The sequence below is a fragment of the uncultured Fibrobacter sp. genome (assembly GCF_947166265.1).
GTDB lineage: Bacteria > Fibrobacterota > Fibrobacteria > Fibrobacterales > Fibrobacteraceae > Fibrobacter.
This window is the reverse complement of the sequence record NZ_CAMVDO010000032.1, coordinates 15,797-30,989: the sequence shown is the minus strand read 5'-3', so window position 1 is coordinate 30,989 and position 15,193 is coordinate 15,797. Positions and strand designations below refer to the sequence as shown.

Genomic DNA, 15,193 nt, shown 5'->3' with positions numbered 1-15,193 from the left:
TCCGGTTCCGGGAAGTACTTATAGTCATGGGCGTCTTCCTTGCTGCGGATGACGATGGTCTTGTCCGCGTTGGGGTCGTAACGCTTGGTGCACTGTTCCACTTCCTTGCCGGCATCGAGGGTCGAGGCCTGCAGGTTCATTTCGCAGTAGAGAGCCTTTTCGAGGTTCGTAAAGCTGTTCAGGTTCTTGATTTCGGCGCGGATACCGAACGGAGCGTCTTCGCTTGCGCGGAGAGAAATGTTGCCGTCGCAGCGCATGTTGCCGTTTTCCATGTTGGCGTTGGAAACGCGGGTGTATTCCAGCGTCTGCTTGATCTTCTTGAAGACGAGCACGGCTTCTTCCGGGCTACGGATATCCGGTTCGGTCACGATTTCGCAGAGCGGAGTGCCGCAGCGGTTCGCGTCGAAGTGGGAATCGGTCGGGCTCATGTCGTGGATGAGCTTACCGGCGTCTTCTTCCATGTGGATACGGGTAATGCCCACGCGCTTCTTGGTGCCGTCTTCCTTGACGATTTCGAGCCAGCCGTTCTTGCAAATCGGGTGGTCGTACACCGGAAGTCCGCCCGTCTGGGTAATCTGGTAGCCCTTCGGCAGGTCCGGATAGAAATAGTTCTTGCGGGTCCACATCGCGTTCAGGTCGATTTCGCAGTTCAGGGCGAGGCCCAAACGAATTGCATATTCCACCGCCTTCTTGTTCGGCACGGGCATGGCACCCGGCATACCGAGGCAAACAGGGCAAACGTGCTTGTTCGGGGTCGTATTCACTTCGATTTCGCAGCCGCAGAACATCTTGGTTTTAGTCGCGAGCTGGCAATGGATTTCAAGACCGATAACAGGACAATAATTGGACATGATATCTCCGATAAATTTTTACGGAGAATAAGATAGAAAAATAGAGCTTAGAACTTAGTGATTTGAGACTAGAAAAACACCCAAATGGCAAGCCACAGCACAATCAGGCAAAATTCCATTTCCTTCGAAATCTTCGAAAGGAAGGTACTGCAAAACGTCATGCACAACAAGGCCGCAATACGCGTCCACGCGATATCGAATCCACGGTAATACAGAGATATCGCCCCAAAGAGTTCTACCCAGAACCAAAGCGCCTGCGCAAGCACCAAATATCGCCTACGGTAAAATGAAAGCGACGTTGTCGAAAGGCAAAGGCACAGGGCCATCATGCGGAACGGATAATGTTCAAGGACTGGCGCCACTGTACGGGGGTCAAACAGTTCTCCCGCAAAATAGGTGAACACGCAAAAAAGCAACAAAAAGCCGGCAAGCAAGCCGCCATTACGATACGGCGAAGAATTCTTTCGCCACAAAAAAGAGGCACAGCCGAGGGCTATCAAGCAAGAAAGAGCATTTGCAAGCGGTGTCATTTTGCCCCCTCCGCTAGGTATCGCATATATTGCACAAGCCCACGGGCCTCGGCAGGGGTCAGGCGCCCCGCATAGGCGTTCATATTCACACGACCATTCAATATCACATGCGAAAGCGAATCGATTCCCAGACTATCTATCCGCGTAACATTCAACTTTTGCGGCACGGGATAATACTCGCGAACAAATTTTTCGTTAAACCGTCCATCGACACCATGGCATGATGCACAGCGGGCATTCCACACAAGACGGGCATGACTCAAATCCACGCTATCCACGTAAGCGGCGCCACTCCCGCCCATTTCGCGGATGTAATGCGCCACCGGATTTTCTACGGCAAGCGGCTCAGCATCCCATTTCTGGGCCGATGGCTCTGATGCCCCACCTGCCCAGAAGGCTCCGAATATGAACCCCAACAAAATAAGGACAATTGCACCGCCGACAAATCCAACGCGACTCTTTTCGCCTTTATTTTCTACAAAATAATATTTTGCATACAAAGCAAAAGAAGTCACTAAAGCCACGATCGGATACAGGAGCGGAACCATGTTTGCAAGCGTAAGCTCCACATTCTCAAACGGCAACCGGTCCCAAATCAAGGCCACATACAAAAGCATCACGGCAAAACCAATCAGCAGCGGAAAGCGCAACATGTGGTATTCCTCAGAAGACCACGGCTGGATATACGACAAGTCGATTCCGCGTTTCTTTTCACGAGACAGATCAGACGCTTCGCGAGTGGTCTCTTCAATCATGGCCATGTCGCTGCCGTCCACCTCGCCAAAGTACGATCCATCCCCTTCCATTCCACGGTTCAGGTAGCGACGGACGCCAAAAAACAGCAGCATAAATCCGCCCATCGAAAATGCGACCAAGCCAAGATCTACGTAACCGAAACAATCTGATACCGGAGAACCGAATTCCGGGGAAACCAGGAACAACCGCTCCAGAAAAAGGCCAAGCAGCACGCTCAACGAAAGTCCAACCCTTCCCCACTTGTTTTCGCGAATGAACGATACCATGCGCAGTTGCGGAAGGACGCCTGCAAAGACAAAGGCCGATGTACAGAACGACCCCTTGAGCATAAAATCCCAGACCCACACGGCGCACATGAACCACGAAAAAATCAATTGCAGCCTTTCCAGAAGCCGCACACGGTAACCCTCGGCGCAAAGGAGCAAATTCACGAGAGCGATTCCCGAAAAAATCGCCCCCGCAATAAAGTAGACCGGGAAAAAGGCGCCACGCCACTCCGGCACGAAAGTGACCGCAAAATCAAGACTCACCACCGTATGCACCCAAAGCACCAGCGGAAAAAGCAGCCACGCCATGGGCTTACGAAGCTTTTCTAGTTCAGGAATATTGCGGGACTTCAGATGAGTGACAAAGAACAACAGCGAAAGGACCGCATACACGGCAATGCAGCAGAAATCCCACACCAGAGGCGAACGGACATTCGCAAAATTCTGACGGGCATCCAAAAACGGCACGACCATGTAGAAATTTTCGATGATGCCCAAATGCATCAGCGGGAACACGGCGGCAAACGCTAAACTAGAAAGCGTCGAGAGTTCCGCTATCATCGCGGTACGGCGATCGAGCTTTATGCCAAGCGCTAAAAAAATCGCCGAAAGAAGCGTTCCCGCATGCGCAAGGCCAATCCAGAACACGAACAAGCTGATGGGCGTTCCCCAGAACGTACGCGAATCCACTAGCCACGCCGATGGGCCTTCGTATATCGAATACCCCAGGGCGAATGCCCCTGGCAAGAACAACGCAAGCCCAATCACCATCAGAATCCGAAACATCAGCGGCGCCCCCGCATAAACACGATAGACGGATCAAGGGGCGCCAACTCACGGGGCGCATAGAGGACGCGGTCCTTTGTCAACTGAACCAGCGGAGATTTTTCGTCGAGCCAGTTGCCAAAGATGATCGCACGCCTCTTGCAGGCGTCCGAGCATGCGGTGGTCACACCGCGACCGCGCCATTCTTCAGCAACATTTTCAGTAGAAACTCCAGGCAACATCTTTTCGGCAACCCCAGCCACCGCATGGTGCGTCTTGAACTTGAGGCGGTCATTCTGCAAGCGGTGCAGGCAAAGGCTGCATTTTTCCATGACTCCCTTGCTGCGCAGGGGAACTTCTTCGTTAAATTTTCGTGCAAGTCCCAGTTTTTGCGCATCGTTAAAATTGAACTTGCGCGCCTGAACAGGGCAGTTCGCGCCGCAGTAGCGGCTTCCCGTACAACGCTTGTACATCATCGCCGAAAGTCCGTCGGGAGTATGATTTGCAGCCCCCGTCGGGCAGACCTTTTCACAAGGGGCCTTGCCGCAATGACTGCACATAAAGGGAACGTTTCCCCGCATCTCTATCCAATGCATAAAGCGTCCACGCGAAGCATCGGAAGCAGGGACAAGCGGCACGTTATTTTCAAGATTACACGCAAGAATACAGTCGCCGCATCCATCGCACAGGTCTAGGTCAATCGCCATCCCGAAACGGTTCAGCGAAGACGCCCCCGGAATATCCAACATTCCCGGCCGCGGAACCTTCACCAAGTCTAGCGGCTTACTCGCCTGCGACATCGCCAGTTTCACTTCGTCTTCGAACTGCTTGATCGTAGGCCCGTTCGCAGCAGACTCGCCCAATTTCGCCACCTCTTCGAGAGGCAACTTGCGGCAACCGAACAGCAACCCCATTACGGCAATGAGTGAGCAACTCTTGATGAATTCGCGACGATCCATACCCATAAGATACCTTCACGAATCAACGGTGGCAAGCGGCACAGTATGTCGCTGCCGGTTTAAAGCCGCGATCCTTGAACAATTCACCGCGATGACACTTGAGGCAGGTCTGCATATCGAAACGTTCTCCGCCATAGCGCCCCTGCAGATAACCCTTCCCGTGGCAATCGCTACAGGCGACTCCTGCCGCAGCGTGAACTCCGTGATGAAACACCACGTGATCCGGCAAAATCCGCCGATGCGTCCAAGGTCTTTCGGGCATAGAGGCTACATAGGCGGAATCGTTCTTTTCGGAATTTTCAGAAAGCGGCAACCGGTGGCAATCCATGCAGTCCGCCTTCGAGGGCATATAGGCATAAGCCCCTGATTTCGCGCCCGTATGGCAATGCGAACAATCCAGGCCAATCGAATCACCGTGCAGGGTGTGGGCAAAGGGAATCTTTCCAGCAGTCCTTTCGGGAGTACGGGACTCCCCCATCAAAAAATCCGCCAAGAAAAAGGCGAAAACAGCTACGAAAAGAACCAACACCCACCGAGACATCCGCTATTTCCCGTTATAGCGTTCCATACATTTTTCAATACCGAACTTGAAATAGCACTCCACCAACGCAGGGACCTTGGCAATCGCCTCGTCAAAGGCAGGACGGTCTTCGGCCGAAAACTTCGCCAGCACCCAGTTGGAAAGATCGAATTTGGGCGGGCACTTACCGACACCGAAACGGATGCGCGGGAACTTGTCGCCCACATGCTCAATGATGTTGCGGAGCCCGTTCTGTCCGCCGTGACTTCCACTTGCACGGCAGCGGATTCGGCCTACATCCAAATTAATGTCATCGCTAAAGACGAGCAGATGGTCCACCTTGACCTTGTACCAGGTCATCAGCGCCTGTACGGCCTCGCCGGAAAGGTTCATGTAAGTCTGCGGCTTTGCCAAAAGGACTTCTTCGCCCGCCACATTCACCTTCATCGTGAGCGCCTTATGCTCCGATTTCCAATCCTTGTTGGGGTCTGCAAGCTTTTCTACAGCCATAAAACCCGCATTGTGATGCGTATTGCTATACTGCGTACCAGGATTTCCAAGACCGACAATAATGTACATGATAAACCAAAACCTTGAATTAAAAACTATCGTCTATAAATAACCAGGGACGATTCCCCGTAACGGCGCACCTGAACATTGTCGAGTTCCTGCACCCACGCAGGAATTTTACGACTCGGGGCTTCGAACACGGCAACGCCCCCCGGATTCAGCCATTCATAGAAAGGACGCAAGTCGGGGTATTCCATATCCTTGAACGGCGGGTCCGCATAAATCAGGTCAAAGCCGCCTTCGCGACAAAGAGTTTCCTTGTCCAGCGAAAGGACGTTCTTTTCGAGCAGAGTCAACTTGGAATCAATCGATAAAGCCTTATAGGCTTGCCACACCAGGCGCGCCTGAGCGTGCGCCATTTCTACGGCAACGACACTTGCGGCCCCACGGCTAATCGCCTCGATTCCCATAATGCCCGTTCCCGCAAAAAGGTCGAGCATCCGAAAATTTTCGACACCCTGCAAAATGTTAAAGAGGGCTTCCCTCGTGCGGGAAGCCGTAGGTCTTGTCTTGGACGTTTCAGGAGAAGGAACGTTCCTTCCCCGCATCAGTCCACCCGTAATGCGAATCGGCATGACTTGCGCTACTTGATAACGAACATTTCGAAGCGGATGGTAGAGAACAGGTCACGCTTCGCCTGCTTCATTTCTACATTCTGCACACCGATACGGAGCGGAGAGGTGGCGTAGGCAGCGATAAAGGCCTGCAAATCGCTGAAGTCCGCCGGAGTGGTTACTTTGTACGAATAACGCTTGTAGACACCGAACTCTTCGACCGTCGGCTTGTCCAGGCCCGTAAGTTGGACCTTGTTCGAAACAGCCAAAGCCTTCAGGGACTTCACTTCGGCAGCGACTTCCGCCGTAGGAACGAAGCTCGATACCGACTGGAGGTTCACGTTGACAACGCCGAACTTACCAAATGCAGTAATGTCCGTTGCCGGAGCGTTTTCGGGAAGCGGCGGAGTCCTGAAGTCGGTACTCACAGTCTTGATACGTTCAAGGAAGCTCTTCTGCGAAACAGGCTTAGCAGCAACACCGCGAACATAGTAGAAGTTCGGAGCCTGGAATACGCAATCCGAGAAACCCACATCGTCAGGCGTTGCCGTATTGAGGAACGTAACGAACTGGCCGATAGAAGCCTTCTGGTAAGAAATCTTTTCGAGCGGAAGGAAAGAATTGTATTCGGAGCGCTTGTTGTTGAACAGCACCTGCGGGTTGATTTCACCCACCACCTGCTTCACCGTCACGGCGTCACGACGCTTGATAGCCGCTTCGGCTGCGGCTGCCTGAGCTTCGAGCATACCGCCAGCGGAAGTCCGCTGACCGTCGCCCATAGTCAAGGCAGAACGGCTAGGATCTTCGGCACCAATCAGGGAAAGGTAGGGCGCCGGAAGAATGCCCTGCAACGGAGCCGGAACACCGGCCACACTCAAGAAACAGCTGAAAGCCACCACCACAAACAAGGCGGCAAGAGCTGCGGTCAAGGCCTTCTTGCGAGACTTCTTGCGCAGGTCGGCAACGCTTGTCACGTTGACCGGAGCCACGTTTTCAGCTGCAGTCAGTCGTTCAGCAGCATCAATCAAGTTCAATCGAATCATACACCCTCCATCACATTCAAGGCGGCACCAATGGCACCGGCACACTGCAACACCGCGGCGGAATCCTCAGCCTCGGTCGGCAGACGCAAATTAGAGAAAGAGTCCATCGGAATCACCGGGCAGTCCGGCATTTTCTTACGAAGACCATCCACAAACATCAAATCGCTCGCCATGTCACCGCAGAGCCTAATCTGCTTGGTAACGATCGCGGCATTTTCTTCCTGGGCAACGCGAATCTGTTCTGCAATTCCCGAAACCAGGAACTGGTAAGCCTCGTCCTGGCTCTTGTTCACCAGGGAAAGCGTCGAGACGCAGCGGAGAGCCTGCAGGTTGTCCTTGGTGAGCCACAGAAGCGTGACACCGGCATAGTCCGCCTTGACGACGCATGTCAGTTCGAGGTCATTTTCGGCGAAATCCATCAGGTTCATCAGCGAGAGCACATCGACATCCATCGCCTTAGGAGCAAGCATCTTGCTGCGGAAGCCCTTGCGCAGGTTTTCGACCCACTGTTCACGGACGGCCACCAGCATTACGGTGTAGCCCAGAGATTCTTCGCCAAACAGGATCTTGTAATCGATGATATAGGCAGAAGCCTCGGCGTTCGTAATCAGGGAGACGTACCACTTGATGTAGTCATCCATGTTCTTGGAAGCTTCGGGCGGAACAAAAATCTGACGGACAATGGACCTAAAGGCGGGAATCGTTACAGAAACGGCCTCGATATTTTCAATCTGGCAATACTCCAACCAGCTCTGGAGAACCGATTCGAAAGCGTAAACATCGTCTAGCGGACTGGTTTCCGTATCCAGAATGGCCGTTTTAAGAACACGGCGATCCGCCCCATCCAGAAGAGCCACTTTCAGGGAAGCGTCACACGCTTCGACACCCATGTAAATCTTCGTATCACTCATAATATCAACGACTTAAGTAAAAATGTTCTTCCTAAAACTAATCAAAAATTACCCCAGGAAGAAGGCTTTCTAACTTTTTCTTACCAATTCCAGGCACTTTTTTCAAATCATCGCCCGTTTTGAAGGGTCCAGATGCCTCCCGGACCGAAATTATCTTCTCGGCAAGCTTCGGGCCCACCCCTTTCAACGCACAAAGTTCACTTGCAGAAGCGGAGTTGATATGGACCGGAAGGGACACTTTTGGGGCCGATTTTGCCTTTGCGCCCGTTTTTGTTACGTTGTCTACAACCGTATTTGAAGGAGCAGACGGCCTTGAAAACCGCTCCAAGGAGTCCTGCCGAGCCTCATTTTCAGGCACATTCGCGGAATTTTCGGCAGCGACAATTACGGCGTCGCCCACCTGAAACCGGTCTATGGCAGGAAGTCCCCACGGCAAAAAGCGGACAAACGTCCCCAGAATAAAAAGGCACAACGCCAGGCGGACTAAATTTCGTTCGGGAGTATTCATTGCATTCTCGCATTGTTACCCTCGACCACAACATGTTAGTTATCTAAAGCCTTCTCGACAGCACTCACGTCAGAAGGAACATCTACAGAGATGGACGGATACGGACTCCGGACCATGCGGATGGGGCGGCGCCCCAAAATGCGCATCTGCTCCAGCGAACGCTCCCGTTCAAGCGCACTCTGCGGCAAAGACGAAAACTCGTCACGCGACGCCCGGGAATACGCATAGATTCCCTGGTGCTGAAACCAGCGGGAAGCGTCCTCAACCGCAACCGACCGGCTAAAATCCAGCGCATAATCGCCTTCTACCAAAACCTTAACTACCGTCTGAACCTGGGCCTCATCCCTGTTCAGCGGACATGCGACCGACACCCATTCATCCGGATGCTTTTCCAGCGCCTCTGCGACAAGACGCAGGACTTCGGGTTCCACCAGCGGTTCGTCGCCCTGGAGATTCACCACCAGATCCAGATTCAAGGATTCGGCAGCCATCGCCACGCGGTCCGACCCCGTACAGGCAGGGCCAGTCAAGACCGTTTCGAACCCCGCCCTAGACACCACCTCCGCAATCTGCTCGGAATCTGTCGCACAGACAAGACGGTCAAAACAGCCCGCCAAACGAGCCCGTTCCATGGTACGGACAATCATTTCTTTGCCGGCGATTTTTACGAGCGGCTTTCCGGGAAAGCGCGAAGACCCGATTCGAGCGGGTACAATGCAGTGGACGGCCATGTTCTCGATGCCAATAACGGAAAATTAACCGCCAATGACCTTCGGAATAGCAAAATGGTCGTTTTCAACGGCCGGAGCGTTCATGAAAGCCTTTTCGAGCGAGAAGCCCTGCACGGGGACATCTTCACGCAAGATGGTGGCACCATTTTCGACGGCCGTCATCGGTTCCACGTCGGAAAGGTCCAAAGCCTTGAGGGCTTCCAAATGATTGAGCATCTTATCCAGGTGACCCTTGACCGATTCGATATCCGATTCAGCAACTTCGAGTCTCGACAACTTCGCCAATTTCAAAACTTCTTCACGTTCAAGCATAAAGCCTCTTTAGTTACAGGGGGTAATATAGAAAAAGTATAAGATCGCGGCGTTGCCGCTCTGAGGAATCAGGGCATCTGCGGTCTTCCTCGACCGAGTGTAACGAGGGAGGGGATCCAGGGAAGAATTAAAAATTAGAGTGTCATCCTGAGCGGGGTTCACAAAGGTCCCTGAGCCTGCCGAAGGGCCAAAGTGAACGTAATCAACGAAATCCTACATTGGATTCCCTCCCGTTGGTCGAGGATGACTCAGCGAATAATGTCATCCAGGGAGGCACGCCCATCGGATTATTTTACAGAATACGTAAATCTTTACATTTTATGTATTTTCATAAAACGTAAAATACGTTTGCAGCATACATCTGTCGCTATAACACTCCAAATAGACAACGCAACGACTCGACCCTAGAAACTTCCCATATACTATGGCACATTTTTTGCATAAAGGGGGCGTCCGTTTTCCCGCTTGCACCCGCATGGGTGGGCTAAGACCTTTGAGGTAGGGAAAACATACATTTCAAAGAGGCGTTATGCTCGACGAATTGCGCGAAGAATGCGGCGTGATCGGCATTTACAATGGCGACGCGGTCGTAAGGAATATCACCATGGGGCTTTACGCCCTGCAGCACCGCGGGCAGGAAAGTGCCGGATTCGCGGTGACCGACGGAGACAAGATTCGCATCCGCAAATCCATGGGGCTTGTATCGACCCTTCTCCGGGAACACAACATCGACGAATTTGACGGCTTTGCGGGCATCGGCCACGTACGTTACAGCACCACAGGTGCTTCGACACTCGCCAACGCCCAGCCGATTCTGGTGAGCTGCAAGTGGGGCCAAATCGCGGTCGCCCACAACGGAAACATCACCAACGCCAACGAGCTCCGCGCCGAAATGGAAGCCGAAGGGCACATTTTCCAGACCACATCCGATTCCGAAATTCTTCTGCACGAAATCGCCCGCACCGAAGCCGACGACTTAGGGGATGCCATCAAGAAGGCTGTCACCAAATTTACCGGAAGCTTCTGCCTCGTGTTTATCAGCAAGGACACCATGTATGTAGCCCGCGACGGATTCGGATTCCGCCCGCTCTCGATTGCCCGCATGGGAAAATCCTGGTGCGTTGCCTCCGAAACCTGCGCCTTCGACCTGCTCGGAGCCAACTACGTGCGCGACATCCAGCCCGGTGAATTCCTGACCATCACCAAGAACGGGCTCCATTCCGAGCGCTTTACGCACAAGGACCGCCTCGCCCACTGCATTTTCGAATACATCTACTTTAGCCGCCCCGATTCCAAGATTTTCGAACAGAGCTGCGACAAGATCCGCCGCAAGATGGGCAAGCAACTCGCCAAGGAATGCCCTGTCGACGCAGACATCGTGATTTCCGTTCCCGACAGCGCAACGACTGCAGCTCTCGGCTACGCCCAGGCGAGCGGCATCCGCTTTGAAATCGGCCTACTCCGTAACCACTACGTGGGCCGCACCTTTATCGACCCCACACAGAACGTCCGCGAACAGAAAGTCAAGCTGAAATTCAACCCCATCGAAGGGGTGCTCAAGAACAAGCGCGTGTGCGTGGTCGAAGATTCCATTGTCCGCGGCACGACACTCAAGATTTTGTCGCGAATGTTACGTGACGCGGGCGCTCTCGAGGTGCATATTCGCATCGCATCGCCTCCGGTGGCGCACCCGTGCTTCTTCGGGATGGATTTCCCGAGCCAGGGTGAACTCGCGGCAAGTTCCATGACCCCTGCCGAAATCGCAAAGATGCTCGGCGTCGAAAGCCTCGGCTACCTGAGTGTCGAGGGCATGAAGGAATGTACCGGCGAAGGCGAAAACTACTGCGCTGCCTGCTTCGACAACGATTACCCCGATTACATCGGCAGCGATTCTAGCAAGACCCGCTGCGGGTAAAATTTTTTCGGTAAAAATTAAAGGCGAGAGCAAATGCTCTCGCTTTTTAAGTCATTTTCAAATTCCAACACTGGATCCCGTCCCCCCTTCGAGGGTCCAGGATGACTGCTGCGGGTAAGTAGTTTCGGCCCTTCGGCTGGCTCAGGGACCTTATGCTACACTTGGCTGTAGGTCCACTTGACGTGATCCAGCATGAATTCATGGGCATCGAACGCAAGTCCGAACTGCTCCTGAATCTTGCTCACGTCAAACAGCATGGGTTCATCCCCCCAGCCAAGGTCGGTTTCTACGATTTTGGATTTACAACCAGGCTTCATCGAAATCATCATTTCGGCGATTTCTTTCCAGCTCATCCAGACTTCGCCTAGGCCAAGGAAAATTTCTTCGTTCTTGTCAGATTCGAGAACGCTCATGTAAAGCTTGGCCTGCTGGCTTGCGTGAATAAACTGCGTACCGTCATTCTTGATGATGTTGATGTCGCGATTTTCCTTGACAGCCTGAGCCATCGAGAAAAAGCGACGGTCCGGCTGAGAGCAGCCATCGGTCCAGGCGGGATTTCCAAAAGTATACCCCGGACGAATAATGTTACGGGTCATGGAGACTTCGGGGAACTGCGATCCGTAGCCATGAGTAAAGCCGAGTACGAAAGCCTCGCCTGCAGCCTTGGTCGCTCCGTAGAGGTCCATCGGCAAATTGCTGGTGACTTCGCGCATCGACGGACGCATACGCCCCATTGCTGCGGTACTACTGGTGTAAATAAATTTCTTGCAGCCGGCTTTTGCCGCATTTTCGAGCAGCATTACCGTTGCGCGAGTGTCGTTCGCAAGCATTGCACTCGGGGTATCGCCCCAACCAAGAGCAACATGAATGCAGGCGTCGCAACCCTGCAGCCCTTCGGCCATAACGTCAAAATCTGTCAGGGCACATTCCACGAAGGTGACATTGGACAAAGCCTTGAGCGTCGGAACCTTGTTGGGGTGTCTGGTCGCAACAACCACATCGTGACCTTTTTCCAGAAGAGCCTTGACCACATAGTGGCCAATGAACCCTGTACCGCCGGTAACAAACACACGCATAAAAACCTCACTGATTATCCATAAAATACAAACCTTTAAGGATTTGGGCAAGTGTTATGCAACCCAAAATTTCTATTCAGGCGTGCAATTTAGTCCTGGACGCAACGGGCGACGCAACCTTTTTTGCAATTGCCACTACCGTTTATGTTATTATTACAATTTTTCTCTCCATACTCATTCGCACTATTTAGGTAGCAATAGAAATCACCACTTTTTGACCAAATATACAACGCTGTCGAAGGTGATAAATTTTGCGGAATTTCAGAAGCCCCAAATCCCGTTGGTAGCAAGCTAAAGCCTAGTGTATTCGTCCCGTACAAAGACTTCGTGAACATCGCATGTGCGCTTAGGCCATGTCTTTTATATACATCGCTCCATTCTGTAGAATCTGGCAAATGCCAGCCAGCCGGACAGGCTTCTTGGACCGATTCCGAATTATAATAGCGGCCATATAGTTCACATTTTTCAATATCGTTTGCCATACAGAAACTTGCAGAGTCCGAACCTTCAGTCGTTTCCGGTCTATATTTCAAATTTTCCGCCATCCACGTTTTTGTACCGATTTTAATTGTCTTGTACACACGATTGTCACGTTCGTCAACAAAGTTTCCATACTCAAATTCCTTATCCTTGACACAGCGAACAGCCACAAAATAGTTCCTTGTCCAAGTTGAGCTAAAATTACCGCCCAAGTCAGGGGTTAACAAATTTGCGCCGCCATTCGCATTTGAAAAAGTCAACGTATAACCAGCATGTCCGGAATAAGGGACCTCCCAAAAGCGAGCGCCACCAACACCATACGAGCCACCATATGAAACACTGTTGTTATAAAAGTCTATCGGGTACAAAGAAAATCCTGTTACATTCGTTCCACCAGAATCCCTTGAAAACATTCCCCTTCCCGATCCAACATTCACCCATAATAATTTCCATTCGTCAACGTTCGGCAAATGCCAGCCTTCCGGGCAAATTCCACGAACCGGATAATCATATTTGCAGGGCGCGTTATTATTTCCACCAGCATTCGTACACCCCTTGCCCATGTCGCTAAAGACCGCGGCACTATCAACCGCAAAGGGCCATGTATACAACCGACCAAAATGATCGCAATCTCCCTTAAAGCACGCCATTTCGTTTTCCAAGCCCGGATAAAGTTTTGTATCGGCAAAGTCCAAATTTTCAGCCATCCAGGTCTGTGTACCGATATCAACGGTCTTGTAGACTTTACGGTCTCTAAAATCAATCAACTGACCGTATTGAATGGCGTCATTGAATTGAGTTTTCTCGGCACCCACTGCAACGTATTCACCATCGGTACAGACAAACTTTTTCCCATAGAAGGGGCTGTACTTATTTTTAACGACAATCTCTTTACCCTCGCTTGACTTTTTGCATCCGTCAAGACCGAGCATTTTATTCGTGAAGTTTTCGATATACTTTTCAAACGGCGGAACCGTCGAGCTCAAGCTCCAACTTTGAACGTTTTCTCGATAGGTTCCCAGATTTCCGTGGTTCGTCAACACCCAAGCAGCAATCGAAGTTTTAACAGAATCCGCCTTGTCTTCGTTCCACTTGCCATCCGTTTCCATATCGTTCGAAATCTCGGTCAAAAGCGCCATCATCTCGCTTTCGCTGCGGCCACCCTGCAGCAGGATTGAAATGGCGAGAAGCGCCGCATCGGCATCCGTTTTGCCAAACACATCGAGATCTTCGGATTCCGCCTTGAACTGGCTTGCATCGATAAAGAACGCATCTAGAATTTCAGCCTGGGCCTGCCTTTTGGCAGCCCGTACCGTTTTCTTCTCCTTCGTCACCAGGTAATACACACGATCCTTTTCAAGGTGCGTAAGCAGGTTCACGTTCGCGGTCCTGCGCATCAGCATATTCGTATATGCAGACAACTGAATCGGAGTTGTCGAAATTTTGCCAGTCACCTCGTTACGGTAATTGCCATCCACGATGATTAAGGCGTATTGACTTATCAACTCGCGAGACGTGAATTTATAACGACCATCATCTCTTGTAATGTAGCTTACAAAGTTTCCGTTCGACTGCTTTAAGGTGCGTCCGTCTTGCAATTCGTAAAGGTAAACACTCGCCCCCTTAATGAACGGCCCCTTTTGCGAATAACCCGCCAAGGAATCTAGCGAGATCGCAATCTTTTCGGAATCAAGCACCGTCGTATCGACCACTACTCCGCTCATGCCCAATTTCAAAACCGTAGACTTGTCGCCACACTTGATGGTAATCGAGGAATCTGTCTGCCCCGCAATCGTACAGCCGACGCCGTTTTCTCCTTTTTCACCAGAGTCGCCCTTTTCCCCCTTTTCACCGGCATCCCCTTTTTCACCCTGTTTGCCAGCGGCACCGTTTTCGCCAGGATCGCCTTTTTTACCGTCATCCCCCTTGGAACCGTTCAAAACGACGCCAATGCTATCGCCATTGCAGAGAATCTTCAAGCCGCTCTTATCCTTAAGCTCCTTAGTGGAGCATACAAAATCATCCGAAGATTCCTTTGTTGCAAACCATTTATTGTCGATACAGATGCGTACCGTGGTTTCGCCCTTTACAATCGCCTGCTCCCCTTCGTTTTCTTTGGTGCACTTGGGAAGATCCTTGACGGAGTCCACCACTTCGACGCCACCAGTCGCCACTTCTACGATTTTTTCGGTGGTTGTGGATTCACCACAGGCCGTGAGGAGGATGGCAACGAAGAATGCTGCAATGGATTCCGTTAGTTCACTTCGGCCCTTCGGCAGGCTCAGGGACCTTAACAGTGTAGATTTCGTCACAGAGTTCCAGGATGACGTGAAGAGAGGTTTGGAGATTTTTTTCATAAGAAAGCACCTTTTTCATCTATAATTTAAAATATTACGGCAAAGAGATTCTACAAGAAAGGGAGATGCCCGCCTCCGCGGGCATGACA

At 51.8% G+C, this 15,193-nt stretch carries 15 protein-coding genes; 1 reads left to right on the top strand and 14 read right to left on the bottom strand.

Features of this window, described 5'->3' with window-relative positions; translation table 11 throughout:
• The 12 genes from gatB to gatC all read right to left on the bottom strand — a co-directional run.
• Positions 1–851 (bottom strand): Asp-tRNA(Asn)/Glu-tRNA(Gln) amidotransferase subunit GatB (gene gatB / locus Q0W37_RS12675; protein WP_297701921.1); only part of this gene is annotated, 851 nt, incomplete at its 3' end.
• Between the two features lie 68 nt (positions 852–919).
• Complete coding sequence (locus Q0W37_RS12670; RefSeq protein WP_297701920.1) at positions 920–1,381, bottom strand: hypothetical protein; 462 nt, start codon at positions 1,379–1,381, stop codon at positions 920–922.
• Positions 1,378–3,189, bottom strand: a complete 1,812-nt coding sequence (locus Q0W37_RS12665; protein WP_297701919.1) for a c-type cytochrome — start codon at positions 3,187–3,189, stop codon at positions 1,378–1,380. Before Q0W37_RS12665 ends, Q0W37_RS12670 begins: the two co-directional genes overlap by 4 nt.
• The gene (locus tag Q0W37_RS12660) at positions 3,189–4,127 is read right to left on the bottom strand and encodes a 4Fe-4S dicluster domain-containing protein (RefSeq protein ID WP_297701918.1); all 939 of its coding nucleotides are present in this window, start codon (positions 4,125–4,127) and stop codon (positions 3,189–3,191) included. The genes Q0W37_RS12665 and Q0W37_RS12660 overlap by 1 nt, the downstream gene beginning before the upstream one ends.
• 22 nt (positions 4,128–4,149) lie before the next feature.
• Complete coding sequence (locus Q0W37_RS12655; protein WP_297701917.1) at positions 4,150–4,605, bottom strand: cytochrome c3 family protein; 456 nt, start codon at positions 4,603–4,605, stop codon at positions 4,150–4,152.
• Between the two features lie 66 nt (positions 4,606–4,671).
• Positions 4,672–5,226 (bottom strand): aminoacyl-tRNA hydrolase, encoded by a 555-nt coding sequence (gene pth, locus Q0W37_RS12650; RefSeq protein ID WP_297701916.1) that lies wholly within the window; start codon positions 5,224–5,226, stop codon positions 4,672–4,674.
• A 26-nt stretch (positions 5,227–5,252) separates the two neighbouring features.
• On the bottom strand, positions 5,253–5,792 hold the full coding sequence (gene rsmD / locus Q0W37_RS12645) for a 16S rRNA (guanine(966)-N(2))-methyltransferase RsmD (protein WP_297701915.1): 540 nt from the start codon (positions 5,790–5,792) through the stop codon (positions 5,253–5,255).
• Between the two features lie 8 nt (positions 5,793–5,800).
• Positions 5,801–6,814 (bottom strand): hypothetical protein, encoded by a 1,014-nt coding sequence (locus Q0W37_RS12640; RefSeq protein ID WP_297701914.1) that lies wholly within the window; start codon positions 6,812–6,814, stop codon positions 5,801–5,803.
• Positions 6,811–7,725, bottom strand: a complete 915-nt coding sequence (locus Q0W37_RS12635) for a hypothetical protein (RefSeq protein ID WP_297701913.1) — start codon at positions 7,723–7,725, stop codon at positions 6,811–6,813. Before Q0W37_RS12635 ends, Q0W37_RS12640 begins: the two co-directional genes overlap by 4 nt.
• Positions 7,726–7,762: 37 nt before the next feature.
• Complete coding sequence (locus Q0W37_RS12630; RefSeq protein WP_297701912.1) at positions 7,763–8,233, bottom strand: helix-hairpin-helix domain-containing protein; 471 nt, start codon at positions 8,231–8,233, stop codon at positions 7,763–7,765.
• Between the two features lie 35 nt (positions 8,234–8,268).
• Entirely contained in the window at positions 8,269–8,964 is a 696-nt protein-coding gene (locus tag Q0W37_RS12625) for a 3-deoxy-manno-octulosonate cytidylyltransferase (RefSeq protein ID WP_297701911.1), read from the bottom strand.
• Between the two features lie 24 nt (positions 8,965–8,988).
• Entirely contained in the window at positions 8,989–9,276 is a 288-nt protein-coding gene (gene gatC, locus Q0W37_RS12620) for an Asp-tRNA(Asn)/Glu-tRNA(Gln) amidotransferase subunit GatC (RefSeq protein WP_173565628.1), read from the bottom strand.
• 529 nt (positions 9,277–9,805) lie between these two features.
• On the opposite strand from gatC, the gene purF reads away from it, so the two are divergent.
• Entirely contained in the window at positions 9,806–11,191 is a 1,386-nt protein-coding gene (purF, locus tag Q0W37_RS12615; protein ID WP_297701910.1) for an amidophosphoribosyltransferase, read from the top strand.
• Between the two features lie 155 nt (positions 11,192–11,346).
• Here purF and Q0W37_RS12610 read toward each other — a convergent pair whose 3' ends face one another.
• A complete protein-coding gene (locus tag Q0W37_RS12610; protein ID WP_297701909.1) occupies positions 11,347–12,267 on the bottom strand; it encodes an NAD(P)-dependent oxidoreductase in 921 nt (306 codons plus the stop codon).
• 89 nt (positions 12,268–12,356) lie between these two features.
• Positions 12,357–15,104 (bottom strand): FISUMP domain-containing protein, encoded by a 2,748-nt coding sequence (locus Q0W37_RS12605; protein ID WP_297701908.1) that lies wholly within the window; start codon positions 15,102–15,104, stop codon positions 12,357–12,359.
• Between the last annotated feature and the right edge of the window lie 89 nt (positions 15,105–15,193).

Excerpts from the sequence above, each read along its gene's own strand:
- Q0W37_RS12670 (WP_297701920.1), bottom strand. The coding sequence starts at position 1,381 with ATGACACCGCTTGCAAATGCTCTTTCTTGCTTGATAGCCCTCGGCTGT.
- Q0W37_RS12665 (WP_297701919.1), bottom strand. The coding sequence starts at position 3,189 with ATGTTTCGGATTCTGATGGTGATTGGGCTTGCGTTGTTCTTGCCAGGG.
- Q0W37_RS12660 (WP_297701918.1), bottom strand. The coding sequence starts at position 4,127 with ATGGATCGTCGCGAATTCATCAAGAGTTGCTCACTCATTGCCGTAATG.
- Q0W37_RS12655 (WP_297701917.1), bottom strand. The coding sequence starts at position 4,605 with ATGGGGGAGTCCCGTACTCCCGAAAGGACTGCTGGAAAGATTCCCTTT.
- pth (WP_297701916.1), bottom strand. The coding sequence starts at position 5,226 with ATGTACATTATTGTCGGTCTTGGAAATCCTGGTACGCAGTATAGCAAT.
- rsmD (WP_297701915.1), bottom strand. The coding sequence starts at position 5,792 with ATGCCGATTCGCATTACGGGTGGACTGATGCGGGGAAGGAACGTTCCT.
- Q0W37_RS12640 (WP_297701914.1), bottom strand. The coding sequence starts at position 6,814 with ATGATTCGATTGAACTTGATTGATGCTGCTGAACGACTGACTGCAGCT.
- Q0W37_RS12635 (WP_297701913.1), bottom strand. The coding sequence starts at position 7,725 with ATGAGTGATACGAAGATTTACATGGGTGTCGAAGCGTGTGACGCTTCC.
- Q0W37_RS12630 (WP_297701912.1), bottom strand. The coding sequence starts at position 8,233 with ATGAATACTCCCGAACGAAATTTAGTCCGCCTGGCGTTGTGCCTTTTT.
- Q0W37_RS12625 (WP_297701911.1), bottom strand. The coding sequence starts at position 8,964 with ATGGCCGTCCACTGCATTGTACCCGCTCGAATCGGGTCTTCGCGCTTT.
- gatC (WP_173565628.1), bottom strand. The coding sequence starts at position 9,276 with ATGCTTGAACGTGAAGAAGTTTTGAAATTGGCGAAGTTGTCGAGACTC.
- purF (WP_297701910.1), top strand. The coding sequence starts at position 9,806 with ATGCTCGACGAATTGCGCGAAGAATGCGGCGTGATCGGCATTTACAAT.
- Q0W37_RS12610 (WP_297701909.1), bottom strand. The coding sequence starts at position 12,267 with ATGCGTGTGTTTGTTACCGGCGGTACAGGGTTCATTGGCCACTATGTG.
- Q0W37_RS12605 (WP_297701908.1), bottom strand. The coding sequence starts at position 15,104 with ATGAAAAAAATCTCCAAACCTCTCTTCACGTCATCCTGGAACTCTGTG.